Here is a 13,965-nt window from a genome sequence, read left to right on the forward strand (position 1 = left end):
CACCGGGACCCAGCGAAAGGGTTCCGGCTGGTGATTCTCCCCTGGGCCCCGGATCGGCGCCGCGCGGCGCGCGGCTTGTCCGGGGAACAAGCGGCCCGAGGGTAGCCCCCACTTTCCTTCCCCCCTCATGCCCGGACTTGGCCCGGGCATCCATGACTTTGCCGCACCGCCCGCCTGCTCAAAGGCATGGATCCCGGGCCAAGCCCGGGGATGACGACCCTTTTTGTCTCCTAGACAGGACATCAACCATGGAACCGAGCATGCCCGCCCCTGAGTGCAAGTCCGCCGCCGGCCCGGAGGTTTCGGCCGCTTTCGAGGAGTTCATGAGCGCCTTCGAGGCGTTCAAGGACGCCAATGACCAGCGGCTCGGCGCGCTGGAGCGGCGCGGCGGCGATGTCGTCGCCGACGACAAGGTGGCGCGCATCAATGCGGCGCTCGACACCCAGAAGGCGCTGATCGACGAACTGGTGCTGAAAGCCCGCCGGCCGGCGCTGGGCGGCGGCGATGTCGTCTCCGACCTCGCGGCGCGCGAGCACAAGGCGGCCTTCGATTCCTATGTCCGCACCGGCGAGGCGTCCGGCCTCAAGCGGCTGGAGGCCAAGGCGCTCTCCGCCGGGGTGGGGGCCGATGGCGGCTACACCGTGCCGACCGAGACCGAGCGCGAGATCGGCAAGCGGCTCGCCGCGCTCTCCCCGATCCGCGCCATTGCCGATGTCCGGGTGATTTCGGCCGGCACGTACAAGAAGCCGTTCATGACCTCCGGCCCGGCGGTCGGCTGGGTGGCGGAAACCGGCGCGCGGGCGCAGACCGCCAGCCCGGTGCTGGACGAGATCGCCTTCCCGGCGATGGAGCTCTACGCCATGCCGGCGGCGACCCAGACCCTGCTCGACGATTCGGCGGTGAACATCGACGAGTGGCTGGCGATCGAGGTCGAGGCGGCCTTTGCCAGCCAGGAAGGCACGGCTTTTGTCACCGGCGACGGGGTGGGCAAGCCGAAGGGGTTCCTCGCCTATGACAGCGTGGCGGAAAGCGCCTGGGTGTGGGGCAAGCTCGGCTTCATCGCCACCGGCGCCGCCGGCGACTTCCCCGCTGCCAGCCCTTCCGACCCGCTGGTCGACCTCGTCTATGCGGTGAAGGCCGGCTACCGGCAGAACGGCTCTTTCCTGATGAGCCGGCGCACGCAGGGCGCGGTGCGCAAGCTGAAGGACGAGAATGGCCAGTATCTGTGGGCTCCGCCCACCGCGCCGGGCGCGCCGCCGACCCTGATGGGCTTTGCCGTGCACGAGGCGGAGGAGATGCCGGCCATCGGCGCCGGCAGCCTCTCCGTGGCGTTCGGCGATTTCCGCCGCGGCTATCTCGTGGTCGACCGGGCCGGGGTGCGGGTGCTGCGCGACCCCTATTCCGCCAAGCCCTATGTGCTGTTCTACACCACCAAGCGCGTGGGCGGCGGCGTGCAGGATTTCGACGCCATCAAGCTGCTGAAGTTCGCCGCCTGAGGCGCCGCGCATAAAAAAGGGGCGCCCGGTGAAGGGCGCCCCAATGGAGACGGTCAGTCTCGGAAAGTCCGGTCCGCTCAGCGGGTCGAGCGGGCGTTGGCTTCGACGGCCTGGTTGATATAGGCGTCGGAGACGGTCGGCAGCACGACGGTGGCGTTGCGGCCTTCGACCACGTTCGGCTGCGCGGGCTGCGCCTTGGGGGCAGTGGCGCGGGTGTAGACGGTGGCGTCACGGCCGGCCGCCTGGGCGCCGACGGAACCGAGGGTGGCGAGAGCCACGGCGGCGAGAATGATCTTGTTCATGGTGGATGCTCCTTGAAAGCGGCCGGCGCACGCTCGCGTGGGGGCGCCGGCCAGAGGTGGAAGAGAAGAGATCAGCGGGTCGAGCGGGCGTTCGCCTCGACGGCCTGGTTGATGTAGGCGTCGGAGACGGTGGGCAGCACGACGGTGGCGTTGCGGCCTTCGACGAGCTTCGGCTGAGCCGGCTGCGTCTGCGGGGCGGTGGCGCGGGGATAGAGAGTGGCGTCACGGCCGGCCGCCTGGGCGCCGACAGAACCGAGGGTGGCGAGAGCCACGGCGGCGATGATGATCTTGTTCATGGTGGAGGCTCCTTGAAAGCGGCCGGCGCACGCTCCCGTGGGGGCGCCGGCCAGAGGGGTAGATAAGAGATCAGCGGGTCGAACGGGCGTTCGCCTCGACCGACTGGTTGATGTAGGCGTCGGAGACGGTCGGCAGCGCCACGGCGGCGTTGCGGCCTTCGACAACCTGCGCCTGCGCGGTGGCAGGGGCGCCGTAGAGGCTGGGGTCGCGACCGTCGGCGGCGCTGGCGGTGGCGGCGCCAAAGGCGACGAGAGCGAAGGCGGCGAGGATGATCTTGTTCATTTTGGTCACTCCGAAGTGTGGGTGGCGGGCCCGTGTCGGCCGCGCCGTTTTCATGAAGCGAACTTAGTCAGGGCGGCGTCGCACGGCCAGTTGTGTTTCGGCGCTCACCGGTTTGCATGGATGCAATAACATTCGCGTGTTTGGCCCTAGCGAAGCCGATTTCGAGCGCCTAGGAAGTAAGCGTTATCGATAATATCGTGCGCGGTGGAAATGACTGCGGCAGTTGGCGGGGCTGCGCATGCAGCGTTGCGCACACAGCCCGCGCGCGCCACAGTCGGGTGTCAGCCGCGGAGCCTTCCTTGACGCGCCTTCTGTTCGTCTGCACGCGCAACAAACTGCGCAGCCCGACCGCCGAGCAGGTCTTTGCCGGGCGTCAGGGCCTCGAAATCGCCTCCGCCGGCACCAATCGCGATGCGGACACGCCGCTGACGGCCGAACTAGTGGCGTGGGCCGACATCGTCTTCGTCATGGAAAAGGCGCAGCGGGAGAAGGTGCAGAGCCGCTACCGTGCCGCGCTGAAGGACAAGCGCCTGGTGTGCCTCGACATACCCGACCGCTTTGCCTTCATGGACCCGGCGCTGGTGCAGCTGCTGGAGCGCAAGGTGCGGCCGTTCCTGCGCTGAGGCAATCGCTGCGCTGAGGTGTCGCCCTAGCGGCCGATGCCCCGCAGGGTGGCGTCGATCCAGGCGCGTTGCGGGCCGATGAGGGTGGCGCCGGTGACGCCGCCGCAGCCGCGCGCCCCGCCCGCCGCCGTCGACCAGCCGATGATGCCGGCCACCACGCCCTCGATGAGCACGGGGCCGCCGCTGTCGCCGGTGCAGCCGCCCTTGGCGGCGCCGTCCGACAGGCGAACCATGATGCCGCCCGTAGTGCCGATGCTCGGCAGGGTGACGGCGCGCAGCGTGCCGGCCGATTTGCCGTCGCCGTCCTTCGTGACGCCGTAGCCGACCACGGTGAAGGCGGTGCGCCTTTGCGGCAGCGCGACGTCGCTGGTCAAGGGCGCCGGGCGGAAATCGGTGGGCAAGGTTTCTGACAGCCGCACCAGAGCGAGATCCGGCGTCGGGCGCCGCGTCTCGAAGGAATTCGGGTCGAAGGAGGGGTGCACCGCCTTGCGGTCGATCGGGATCAGCCGTGGCGCGCCCGCTTCGAACACCACCACCGCATAATCCGCCGCCGGCTGCACGCAATGGGCGGCGGTGAGCAGCACGTTCGGCCCCAGTACCACGCCGGTGCAGGTGGCACCGCGCGTCGACACGATCATCGCCGTCTCGCCCTTGAGCGCAGGGTCCGCCGGTCCGCCGCCGACAATGGCGCGGGCCGGGGTGGCGAGGACGGCGGCGGTGAGGACGACGGAAAGCAGGAGGCGCATCGGCTCGTTCCAGTAAGGGGCGGGTCGTTGTGGCGGCGCCCGGCCGCAACGTCAATCGGCGACCCCCATCAATAGAGAGGCACCATGCCCGCGATCCTTCTCGCCGGACCTCCGGCCGAGCCGCTGACGCTCGCCGAGGCCAAGACCTATCTGCGCATCGACCATGAGGCGGAGGACGGTTTGATCGCCTCGCTCATCACCGCGGCGCGCGCCACTGTGGAGGCGCTGACCCGCCGCGTGCTGATTGACCAGGACTGGCGGATTGTGCGCGACGCCTGGCCGGCCTCCGGGCTGATCGCCGTGCCGGTGAACCCGCTCAAGGCGATCACCGCCGCGCGGGTGCTGGACGCGGCGGGCGCGGAGACGGCGCTGCCGCTCGACGCCTTCACCACCGACACGGCGCGGCTGCCGGGGCTGATACGGGTCGCGCGTGGTGCCGTGCCTAACCCCATGCGCTCGCTCGCCGGCATCGTGCTCGACATCACCGCCGGCCACGGGCCGAGCGCCGACCATGTGCCCTCGCCGCTGGTGGAAGCGGTGCGGGTGATTCTTGCCCATTTCTACGAGCATCGCGATGTGGCGGGGCCGGGCGCGGCCTTTCCCGCGCGGCTCGATGCGCTGGTGGCGCCGTTTCGGGTGACCCGGCTGTGAGTGCCATCGGCGGCCTGCGGCACCGGCTGGTGCATGAGACGCCGGTGGAGATGCCGGACGGGATGGGCGGGGTGACGCGCAGCTTCATCAGCGTCGACGCGCTTTGGGGGGCGCTGGAAACGCGCGCCGCACCGGCCGAGATCGCCGACCGGCCCGGCGCGGTGCTGACCCACGCGATCACCGTGCGCGCCCCCGCCACCGTGCAGCCGGGCGACCGGCTGCGGCTGGGCGGGCGACGCTTTCTGGTCGAGGCGGTGAGCGACCCGGACGGGCGCGGCCGCTTCCTCGCCTGCGACTGCCGGGAGGAGACGCCATGAAATTCACCACGCGGCTGAAGGGGCTGGAGGCGCTGCGCCGGCGGCTGGCCATGCTCGCCGCACGGAGGCGGCGATGAGCGCGGGGGCAGCGGTGGCGCTGCGCCGGGCGATCCACGCGGCGCTTGTCGCGGATGCGCCGCTGACCGCTGCCATGGGGGCGGGGCGCGTCCACGACGTGCCGCCGGCGGCGCCGGAATTTCCCTATGTGACGCTCGGCGAGGCGCAGGTGCTGGACTGGTCCACCGCCACCGAGGGCGGCGCCGAGCACCGTCTCACGCTGGCCTGCTGGTCGCGCCAGGGCGGGCATGGCGAGGCGCACGCGCTGGCGCACCTGGTGCAGCAGGCGCTGCACGACGCGCCGCTGGTGCTGGAAGGGCACCGGCTGGTGAATCTGCGCTTCTCCACCGCCGAAATCCGCCGCGAGCCGGGCGGGCGCACCTATCGCGCGCTGCTACGCTTCCGGGCGGTCACAGAAACAGGTTGAGGTTTTCCGAAGTTGTGAGGAAGGCCGCGCAAGGGATTCCGCGGACTCATGAATCCGCGTGAAGTTGAATCAGAACATGAAGTCACTTGGCGGGATTTGCGGAATCAAACTGCGAGGTCGGCAAGACCTCCCGCAGGGGTCGCATGCGCCTAATCTAGCCGATGAAGGTTAACCATCTCTGAATACCTCCGTAGGGAGGCGAACGCCAGAAAGGAGCGGCCGATGGCGGCGCAGAAGGGCAAGGACCTCTTGCTGAAGATTCATGACGGCACGGCCTTCGCCACGGTGGCGGGGCTGCGCTCGCGGCAGATCGCGTTCAACGCCGAGCCGGTGGACGTGACCCATACGGAGAGCGCCGGGCGCTGGCGCGAGCTGCTCGCCGGGGCGGGGGTGAAGCGCGCCTCGGTGGCCGGCTCCGGCGTGTTCAAGGACGGCGCGTCGGACGCGCTGATCCGCCAGAGCTTCTTCGACGGGACCATCCGCAACGCCCAGATCGTGGTGCCCGATTTCGGCACCATCGCCGGGCCGTTCCAGATCACCGCGCTGGAATTCGCCGCCGAGCACGACCGCGAGGTGACGTTCGACATCGCGCTGGAGAGCGCCGGCGAGATCACCTTCGCGGCGCTGTGAGGCGGGAGGTCGCGCGCGTTCACCGTCATCCCCGGGCTTGGCCCGGGGATCCACGACAGGAAGGGACCCCCTCATGGCCAACCGGCATCGCGGCGAGATTTCGGCCGAGCTCGACGGGCGCCGGCGCACGCTGGTGCTGACACTTGGCGCCCTCGCCGAGCTGGAAGACGCCTTCGGCGCGCAGGACCTGGTGGCGCTGACCGAACGATTCGCCACCGGGCGGCTGGCGGCGCGCGACGCCATCCGCATTCTCGCCGCCGGTCTGCGCGGGGCGGGCGAGACGGTGACCGAGGACGAGGTGGCGCGGATGACCATTCCCGGCGGCGCGGCAGGGTTCGCGCGGCTGGTCGGCGAACTGATCGCCGCGACATTTGGCGGGTCGGGGGAAGCTCCCGTCCCTTTGCCCAATCCTCCAGGACCGGCGGGGTAGGCCACGCGCCCGCCGCCTTCCCCTGGGAGGAGGCGATGGCGCTCGGCTTCGGCCGGCTGCGGCTTTCCGCGCGTGATTTCTGGCTCTTGACCCCGCGCGAGCTGGCCGCCGCGCTGCGCGTCTTCACCGGGCCCGTGCGGGCGCCGCTCGACGGTGCGGGGCTGGCGGCGCTGATGGCGCGGTTTCCCGACTGAGGCGCGGCAGGGGTTTGGCGGAAGAGTCTTCGCTGGGTCCCGGCGCGGCGCTCCGGCAGCGCCCCCGCTGGGCCGGGAAACACGACCACCCCACATCAGGAGAGCACGATGGCGGCCGACGAGGGCGATGCGTTCGACGACGGAATGACGGTGCAGATCACCGCCGACACCCGCGCCTTCCAGCGCGAGATCACGGAAGCCGAGCGGCTGGCGCGCGGCTTCGGGCGGGCGGTGGGCGATGCGCTGACCGGCGCGACGGTGAAGGGCCGCGAGGCCGACGACGTGCTGCGCTCGCTGGCGAGCCGGTTGTCGTCACTGGCGCTCGACGTGGCCTTCAAGCCGCTGGAGCAGGGGCTTTCCGGCCTGCTGCAGGGCGCGCTCGGGGGGCTTTCGGGCTTCGCCAAGGGGGCCGCGTTCGAGAACGGACGGGTCACTCCTTTCGCGCAGGGCGGGGTGGTGGCGGCGCCGACCTATTTCCCCATGGCCGGCGGCTCGCTCGGCCTGATGGGCGAACGCGGCGCCGAGGCGATCCTGCCGCTGACGCGCGGCGCCGACGGCAAGCTGGGCGTCGCCGCGCAGGGCGGCGGACGTTCTACCCAGGTGACGGTGAATGTCACCACGCCCGATCCCGGCGCCTTCCGCCGCTCCGACGCCTACTTCTCCGGCCTGATCGCCCGCGCCGTGGCGCGCGGGGAAAGGAGCCTGTGAATGCCCGCCTTTCACGAGACGCTGTTTCCGCTCGACATCGCGCTCGGCGCGGCGGGCGGGCCGGAGCGGGCGACGGAAATCGTCACCACGCTGAGCGGGCGGGAGGAGCGCAATACAAGGCTCGCCCATTCGCGCCGGCGCTGGGATGCCGGCTATGGCGTGACATCGCTGGCGCAGCTCTCCAGCGTCGTTGCCTTCTTCGAGGAGCGGCGCGGGCGGCTGCATGGTTTCCGCTGGCGCGACCGGCTGGACCATGCCTCGGCCGCGCCGGGGGCGGCGGTGACCCCGCTCGACCAGCCGCTGGGAGCGGGCGACGGCGCGCGCATCCAGTTCGCGCTCGCCAAGACCTATGGCGGCGCCCACGCGCCCTATGCGCGGCCGATCGCCAAGCCGGTGGCCGGCACGGTGCGGGTGGCGGTGAACGGGGCCGAGCGGGTGGCCGGCGCGCATTTCACCGTCGAGGCGACGAGCGGCATCGTCAGCTTTCTCGCCGGCCATGTGCCGCCCATGGGGGCGAGCGTGACGGCGGGGTTCCTGTTCGACGTGCCGGTGCGCTTCGACACGGACTTTCTCGAAGTGAACCTCACCGCCTTCGAAGCCGGGGCAATCCCGCGCATCCCGATCCTGGAGATACGTTTATGAGAGAGCTTCCCGCCGGGCTCCAGGCGTCGCTGGCGAGCGGGGTGACGACGCTGGCGCGCTGCTGGCGCATGACCCGCCGCGACGGCGCGGTGGTCGCGCTCACCGAGCATGACGAGGATCTTGCCGTCGACGGCACGCTGTTCCGCGCCGCCAGCGGGGTGACCGGCAGCGAGGATGCCTCGGCGCTGGGATTCGCCGTGGGCGGGGGCGAGATGTCAGCGGCGCTGACGTCGGAGCTGATCGACGACGCCGATCTCGATGCCGGGCGCTATGACGGCGCGGGGATCGAGCTGATCCTGGCCGACTGGTCATCGCCTTCGAACTTCCTGCTGCTGCGCCGGGCGACGCTCGGCGAGGTGCGGCGCAGCGAGGGCAGCTTCACCGCCGAATTGCGCGGGCTCTCCTCGGCGCTGAACATGGTGCGCGGCCGGCTGTTCACCGGCGGCTGCGACGCCGATCTTGGCGACGGGCGCTGCAAGGTCGCGCTGGCCGCGCCGACCTATACCGGCACCGGCACGGTGAGCGTGGCGGAAGGCCCGGGGCTGTTCGTCGCGGGCGGGCTCGGCGCCTATGCGGCGGGGTGGTTCGCGCAGGGGCGGCTGGTGTTCACCGGCGGCGCCAATGAAGGCTTCGCCACCGAGGTGAAGGCCCACACGGTGACGGGCGTCGTGCGGCTGGAGCTGTGGCAGCGCCCGCCGCTGACGCCGCTGCCGGGCGAGAGCTTCACCGTGACGGCGGGCTGCGACAAGCGCTTCGAGACCTGCCGCGACCGCTTTGCCAACACGCTGAACTTCCGCGGCTTTCCCCACATGCCGGGCAATGACGCGGTGCTGCGCGTCGCCCAGCCGGGAGGGCAGTGATGGAGGCGCCGGAACGGCGGGCGCGCCTGATCGCCGAGGCGCGCGACTGGATCGGCACGCCCTATCTGCACCGCGCCTCGCTGAAGGGGCACGGGACGGACTGCCTCGGCCTCATACGCGGGGTGTGGCGGGCGGTGGTGGGGCCGGAGCCGCAAGGCCTGCCCGCCTATGCGCCCGACTGGGCCGAGGCGACCCGGGCCGAGCAGATGGCCGACGCCGCCGGCCGCCACATGCGGGCCGTGCCGCTGGACGCGATCGCGCCCGGCGACGTGCTGCTGTTTCGCTGGCGCGAGGGCTTTCCCGCCAAGCACGCGGCGCTGCTGGTGAGCGGCGACCGCATGGTGCACGCCCATGACGGGGCGGCGGTGGCGGAGGTTTGTCTCGCCCCCTGGTGGCGCCGCCGGCTGGCTTTCGCCTTCGCCTTTCCGGGGGCGTGAGGGCGGGGTGATCGAGCGGTCCGTGTCCCGGCCCGGCGACGCCGCAGGCGGAGCGCCGCGCCGGGACCCGGCGCAAAAGACTTCGGCCGAAGAGTTTCTCCTGGGCCCCGGATCGGCGCCGCGCGCAGCGCGGCTTGTCCGGGGAACGGCCTCTCACGCCAAATGATCGGAAGACACCATGGCCACACTCATTCTCGGCGCGCTGGGCGGGACGATTGGCGGGGCGCTGTTCGGGCCGGTGGGGGCGCTGGCGGGGCGGGCGCTGGGCGCGCTGGGCGGTTCCGCCGTCGACAGCCTGCTGCTCAACCCCGGCCAGCGCAGCGAGGGGCCGCGCCTCACCGAATTCGGCACCATGACCTCCACCGAGGGCGCCGCTATGCCGCGCCTCTACGGCCGGGCGCGGCTTTCCGGGCAGGTGATCTGGGCGGCGCCGGTGCAGGAGGTGGTCTCCACCCAGACATCCTCCTCCGGCGGCAAGGGCGGCGAACTCACGGGCGGCAGCAGCACCACCACCTACCGCTATTTCGGCAGTTTCGCGGTGGGATTGTGCGAGGGGCCGGTGACCCGCATCGGCCGCATCTGGGCCGATGGGCGGCTGCTCGACACGCGGCGGCTGAACCTGCGGCTGCACCTGGGCGGCGAGGACCAGCTTCCCGATCCGCTGATCGAGGCGCGCGAGCCGGGGGCGCCGGCCTATCGCGGGCTGGCCTATCTCGTCTTTGAGCGGCTGCCGCTGGCGCGCTATGGCAACCGCCTCCCGCAGCTCTCGGTCGAGGTGGAGCGCGCGGTGGGGGCGCTGGAGGGCGCGGTGCGGGCGGTGACGCTGATCCCCGGCGCGACCGAGTTCGGCTATGAGCCGCGCGAGGTGGTGCGGGTCGACCGGCCGGGCGTCTACCAGCTGGAAAACCGCCATGTGACCACCCACGCCAGCGATTTCTCGGCCTCGCTCGACCAGTTGCTGGCCACCTGCCCGAATCTGGAGCGGGTGGCGCTGGTGGTGGCGTGGTTCGGCAGCGACCTGCGGGCGGGAAGCTGCCAGATCCGCCCCGGCGTGGAGCGGCGCAGCAAACCGACGCAGATCGCCGGCTTCGCCGAGACCTGGCAGGTGGCGGGGCAGACGCGGGCCAGCGCCACGCTGGTGAGCCAGCATGACGGCGTGCCGGCCTATGGCGGCACGCCGTCCGACGACAGCGTGATCGCGGCCATCGCGGCGCTGAAGGCGCGCGGGCTGAAGGTGACGCTCAACCCCTTCGTGATGATGGACATTCCCGCCGGCAACGCGCTGCCCGACCCGTGGAGCGGGGCGGCCTCGCAGCCGGCCTATCCCTGGCGCGGGCGCATTACCTGCCATCCCGCCCCCGGCGTTGCCGGCTCGCCGGACGGCACGGCAGGCGCGGCCACGCAGGTGGCGGCGCTGTTCGGCACGGCGAGCGCGGCGCATTTCGGCATCGCCGCCGGGCGCGTGACCTATGCCGGGCCGGCGGAATGGACGCTGCGGCGCATGGTGCTGCACTGCGCCGCGCTCGCCCAGATCGCCGGGGGGGTGGAGGCGATGCTCATCGGCTCCGAGATGGTGGCGCTGTCGCGGGTTCGCGCGGCGCCGGGCGTCTATCCGGCTGCCAACGCCTTGGCGGCGCTGGCCGGCGAGGTGAAGGCGATGCTCGGGGACGGCACGCAGATCGGCTATGCCGCCGACTGGACGGAATACGGTGCGCATGTGCGTGACGGCGGCACCGAAGTGCGCTTTCCGCTTGATCCGCTCTGGGCGGCGCCGGCGCTGGATTTCATCGGCATCGACTGGTACCCCCCGCTCGCCGACTGGCGCGACGGCGACGCCCATCTCGATGCCGGCGCCTTCGAGAGTGGGCACGATGTCGCCTATCTCGCCGGCAACCTCAATGGCGGCGAGGCGTTCGACTGGTATTACCCCGACGACGCCGCCCGCGCCGCGCAGGCGCGCGCCCCGATCGCCGATGGCGCCTATGGCGAGCCATGGGTGTTTCGCCAGAAGGACCTCGCCGGCTGGTGGAGCCATGCCCATCACGAGCGGGTCGGCGGGGTGCGGCAGGCAAGCCCGACCGCCTGGGTGCCCGGCGCCAAGCCGCTGCGCCTCACCGAGATCGGCTGCCCGGCGGTGGACAAGGGCGCCAACCGCCCGAGCGCCTTTCCCGATGCCAAATCGGCCGAGGGCGGGCTGCCGCCCTTCTCTAGCGGGCGGCGCGACGACCTGATCCAGCGCCGGCATTTGCAGGCCAGCCTCGACGGCTTCAACGCCTCGACCGCACTCAACCCGCCGGCGGCCGGCCTGCCCGGCGGGCGGATGATCGACCCGGAATCGATCTGTCTCTGGACCTGGGACGCGCGGCCTTTTCCGGTGTTTCCGCGCGCCACCGATGTGTGGGCGGACGGCGCCAACTGGCAGACGGGGCACTGGCTGACCGGGCGGCTCGGCGCCGCGCCGCTGGCCGAGCTGACCGTCCGGCTGGCGGCGGATTTCGGCGTGCCGGGTCTCGCCAGCGGCGCGTTGCGCGGCATCATCGAAGGCTATGTGGTGGACCGGCCGATGACCGCGCGGGCGGCGCTGGAGCCGCTGGCGCGGGCTTTCGCCTTCGACCTTGTGGAGCGCGGCGGCGAATTGGCGCTGCGCCCGCGCGGCGGGCGGGTGCGTGCCGAGCTGACCGACGAGGCTATCGCCACCGGCGAGGGCATCTCCGCGCCCTCCCTCGTGCGGGCGGCGGAGGGAGAACTGCCACTCTCCGCCACGCTCGGCTTCATCGACGGCACGAGTGACTACCGGCAGGCCACGGCGGTCTCGCGGCGGCTCGCCGGGGCGGCGCGGGCTGAGACCGGGCTCGATGTCACCATGGTGGCCGATCCCAGCCTGGCGGCCGGGCTGGCCGATATGTGGCTGCAGGATATGTGGGCGGGGCGGGACACGCTGAGCCTGACGCTGCCGCCCTCGCTCCTCGCGCTGGAGCCGGGTGACGTCGTGCACTGGGAGCGCGACGGGCGGGCGCGGCTGCTGGAGATCACCGCTATCGAGGACCGCGAGGCGCGCGCGGTGAGCGCGCGCGGCATCGACCCGGCCATATTCGCGCTGGCGGTGCGGGACAGTTGGCGTGGCGGGGTGGACCTGCCCGGCAGCGACGGGCCGCCGCTGGTGCACCTGCTCTCGCTGCCGCTGGCGAGCGGCGAGGCGACCCCGACGCTGACCTGGCTCGGCGCCTTCGTCACACCCTGGCCGGGCAGCCTCGCCGTGTGGCGGGCCGTGGATGGCGGCAGCTTCCAGCCGATCGCCACGCTGGCGGCGCCGGCAGTGACCGGGGAGACGCTGACCGTTCTGGATCCCGGCCCCGCCTGGCGCTGGCACCGCGCCAGCCTCGATGTCGAACTCGATGGCGGGCTGATCGCCGGTGCCAGCGAGGAGGCGGTGCTGGGCGGGGCCAATGCGCTGGCGCTGATCGACCCTTCCGGCGCGGTGGAGGTGATCCAGTTCACGGAGGCCGAGCTGATCGGTGCAACACGCTGGCGGCTCTCGGGCCTGCTGCGCGGACAGATCGGCACCGAGGCGCGGGCGGCGAGCGCGTGGCCGGCGGGCACGAAGGTGATGAAGGTCGACACCAATCTGGCGCCGGTGGCGAGCGGGTTCGACCTTGTCGGGCGTTCCGTCGTCTACCGGGTCGGGCCGGCCGACCGCGACCATGGCGATGCCTCCGTCACCGAGATCGCCGTCACGCTTACGCCCGCGGCGCTGCTGCCCTTCGCGCCGGTGCATGCACGGGCGCGCCGCAGCGGGGCCGGCGTGGCGGTGAGCTGGACCCGCCGGACGCGGGGCGGCGGCGATTCCTGGGACCTCGTCGAGGTGCCGCTGGGCGAAACCGCCGAGGCCTATGAGGTCGAGATCCTGAGCGGGGCCAGCGTAAAGCGTCGCTTCACCACGGCGGCGCCCAATCTCCTCTACGCGGCGGCCGACGAGATCGCCGATTTCGGTGCCGTGCAGGCTTTTCACGATGTGCGCATCGCCCAGCTTTCGGCGGAAGCCGGCGCCGGGCCGGCGCTGACCACGCGGCTGCGGGTTTGATCCGGCGGGCATGGCCGCCCGCCTGAGCCCCATGCCTGGCCTCGGGCCGGCCGTTTCCCTCCGTCGACCATCCGATTGGACCTTCCATGAGCGAGACCACACCGCTGCTCGCGCTGCCCTTGCTGGCGGCGGCGCAGGCGCAGAAGCATGTGACCCATAATGAGGCGCTGGTGCTGCTCGATGCGGCGGCGCAGCTCGCCGTGCTCGACCGCACCCGCACCGCGCCACCTTCGGCCTCGGTTTCCGGCGACCGCCATATCGTCGCCGCCGGCGCCAGCGGCGCCTGGGCGGGCCATTCGGGCGAGATCGCGCTCTATGATTCCGGCTGGCGCTTCCTCATCCCACGTGCCGGCTGGCGCGTTTATGTGAGCAGCGAGGCCCGCTCGCTGCTGCATGACGGCACCGCCTGGCGCGACGCGCTTGCGCTCACGCCCTCCGGCGCCACCGCGACGCTGCGCATGGTGGAGGAAGAGCTGAACCTCGCCGGCGCCTTCGTCGCCTCGACCATTCTCATCCCCAGCCGCGCGATCTGCCTCGCGGTGGCCAGCCGCACGGTGACGGCGGTGACCGGGGCCACCTCCTACGAGGTCGGCATCGCCGGGGAAACGTCGAAATTCGGCGGGCTGCTGAGCGTCGCAGCGGGGGCGAGCAATATCGGGGTAATCGGCCCGCAGGCCTTTTACGCCGACACGCCGCTGCGCGTTACCGCCACGGGCGGCAGCTTCACCGGCGGCCGGGTGCGGCTCGTCCTCTCCTTCCTCTCCTTCACCCTTTGAGCCTTCGGA

18 protein-coding genes are annotated in these 13,965 nt (G+C 71.8%); 14 read left to right on the forward strand and 4 right to left on the reverse strand.

The features are described from left to right. Window positions 1–248 precede the first annotated feature (248 nt). The gene (locus tag ACQY76_RS13510; RefSeq protein ID WP_428029250.1) at window positions 249–1,496 is read left to right on the forward strand and encodes a phage major capsid protein; all 1,248 of its coding nucleotides are present in this window, start codon (window positions 249–251) and stop codon (window positions 1,494–1,496) included. Between the two features lie 77 nt (window positions 1,497–1,573). On the opposite strand, the gene ACQY76_RS13515 is transcribed toward ACQY76_RS13510, so the two are convergent. The 3 genes from ACQY76_RS13515 to ACQY76_RS13525 form a co-directional block, all read right to left on the reverse strand. Next, complete coding sequence (locus ACQY76_RS13515; RefSeq protein ID WP_428029251.1) at window positions 1,574–1,798, reverse strand: hypothetical protein; 225 nt, start codon at window positions 1,796–1,798, stop codon at window positions 1,574–1,576. Between the two features lie 71 nt (window positions 1,799–1,869). After that, complete coding sequence (locus ACQY76_RS13520; RefSeq protein ID WP_428029252.1) at window positions 1,870–2,094, reverse strand: hypothetical protein; 225 nt, start codon at window positions 2,092–2,094, stop codon at window positions 1,870–1,872. A 70-nt stretch (window positions 2,095–2,164) separates the two neighbouring features. Next, window positions 2,165–2,377 carry a hypothetical protein gene (locus ACQY76_RS13525; protein ID WP_428029253.1) on the reverse strand — a complete coding sequence of 71 codons (213 nt, stop codon included), beginning with the start codon at window positions 2,375–2,377 and terminating at the stop codon, window positions 2,165–2,167. A 299-nt stretch (window positions 2,378–2,676) separates the two neighbouring features. Here ACQY76_RS13525 and ACQY76_RS13530 point away from each other — a divergent pair, with 299 nt between their 5' ends. Beyond that, complete coding sequence (locus ACQY76_RS13530) at window positions 2,677–3,000, forward strand: low molecular weight protein tyrosine phosphatase family protein (protein WP_428029254.1); 324 nt, start codon at window positions 2,677–2,679, stop codon at window positions 2,998–3,000. 26 nt (window positions 3,001–3,026) lie between these two features. On the opposite strand, the gene ACQY76_RS13535 is transcribed toward ACQY76_RS13530, so the two are convergent. Next, on the reverse strand, window positions 3,027–3,746 hold the full coding sequence (locus tag ACQY76_RS13535; protein ID WP_428029255.1) for a S1 family peptidase: 720 nt from the start codon (window positions 3,744–3,746) through the stop codon (window positions 3,027–3,029). Between the two features lie 84 nt (window positions 3,747–3,830). Here ACQY76_RS13535 and ACQY76_RS13540 point away from each other — a divergent pair, with 84 nt between their 5' ends. The 12 genes from ACQY76_RS13540 (at window position 3,831) to ACQY76_RS13595 (ending at window position 13,956) form a co-directional block, all read left to right on the forward strand. Then, entirely contained in the window at window positions 3,831–4,397 is a 567-nt protein-coding gene (locus ACQY76_RS13540; protein ID WP_428029256.1) for a head-tail connector protein, read from the forward strand. Continuing rightward, window positions 4,394–4,714 (forward strand): phage head closure protein, encoded by a 321-nt coding sequence (locus ACQY76_RS13545; RefSeq protein WP_428029257.1) that lies wholly within the window; start codon window positions 4,394–4,396, stop codon window positions 4,712–4,714. Before ACQY76_RS13540 ends, ACQY76_RS13545 begins: the two co-directional genes overlap by 4 nt. 73 nt (window positions 4,715–4,787) lie before the next feature. Then, the gene (locus ACQY76_RS13550) at window positions 4,788–5,198 is read left to right on the forward strand and encodes a DUF3168 domain-containing protein (protein WP_428029258.1); all 411 of its coding nucleotides are present in this window, start codon (window positions 4,788–4,790) and stop codon (window positions 5,196–5,198) included. 222 nt (window positions 5,199–5,420) lie between these two features. Continuing rightward, the gene (locus ACQY76_RS13555) at window positions 5,421–5,828 is read left to right on the forward strand and encodes a phage major tail protein, TP901-1 family (protein WP_428029259.1); all 408 of its coding nucleotides are present in this window, start codon (window positions 5,421–5,423) and stop codon (window positions 5,826–5,828) included. 73 nt (window positions 5,829–5,901) lie between these two features. After that, window positions 5,902–6,258: a gene transfer agent family protein gene (locus tag ACQY76_RS13560; RefSeq protein ID WP_428029260.1), complete on the forward strand. Its 357-nt coding sequence runs from the start codon at window positions 5,902–5,904 to the stop codon at window positions 6,256–6,258. A gap of 35 nt (window positions 6,259–6,293) precedes the next feature. Further along, window positions 6,294–6,452: a phage tail assembly chaperone gene (locus ACQY76_RS13565; protein ID WP_428029261.1), complete on the forward strand. Its 159-nt coding sequence runs from the start codon at window positions 6,294–6,296 to the stop codon at window positions 6,450–6,452. Window positions 6,453–6,560: 108 nt separating this feature from the next. Then, window positions 6,561–7,160 (forward strand): phage tail tape measure protein, encoded by a 600-nt coding sequence (locus ACQY76_RS13570; protein ID WP_428029262.1) that lies wholly within the window; start codon window positions 6,561–6,563, stop codon window positions 7,158–7,160. Next, window positions 7,161–7,802, forward strand: a complete 642-nt coding sequence (locus ACQY76_RS13575; protein WP_428029263.1) for a phage distal tail protein, Rcc01695 family — start codon at window positions 7,161–7,163, stop codon at window positions 7,800–7,802. It begins immediately after the preceding gene. Next, a complete protein-coding gene (locus ACQY76_RS13580; RefSeq protein WP_428029264.1) occupies window positions 7,799–8,662 on the forward strand; it encodes a DUF2163 domain-containing protein in 864 nt (287 codons plus the stop codon). The genes ACQY76_RS13575 and ACQY76_RS13580 overlap by 4 nt, the downstream gene beginning before the upstream one ends. After that, on the forward strand, window positions 8,662–9,099 hold the full coding sequence (locus ACQY76_RS13585) for an NlpC/P60 family protein (protein WP_428029265.1): 438 nt from the start codon (window positions 8,662–8,664) through the stop codon (window positions 9,097–9,099). The genes ACQY76_RS13580 and ACQY76_RS13585 overlap by 1 nt, the downstream gene beginning before the upstream one ends. Before the next feature lie 178 nt (window positions 9,100–9,277). Continuing rightward, window positions 9,278–13,180: a baseplate multidomain protein megatron gene (locus ACQY76_RS13590; protein ID WP_428029266.1), complete on the forward strand. Its 3,903-nt coding sequence runs from the start codon at window positions 9,278–9,280 to the stop codon at window positions 13,178–13,180. Window positions 13,181–13,266: 86 nt separating this feature from the next. Beyond that, window positions 13,267–13,956, forward strand: coding sequence for a DUF2793 domain-containing protein (locus ACQY76_RS13595; RefSeq protein WP_428029267.1), 690 nt, complete (start codon window positions 13,267–13,269; stop codon window positions 13,954–13,956). The last annotated feature ends 9 nt before the right edge of the window (window positions 13,957–13,965 follow it).

This window comes from Ancylobacter sp. (assembly GCF_965279025.1).
Lineage (GTDB): Bacteria > Pseudomonadota > Alphaproteobacteria > Rhizobiales > Xanthobacteraceae > Ancylobacter.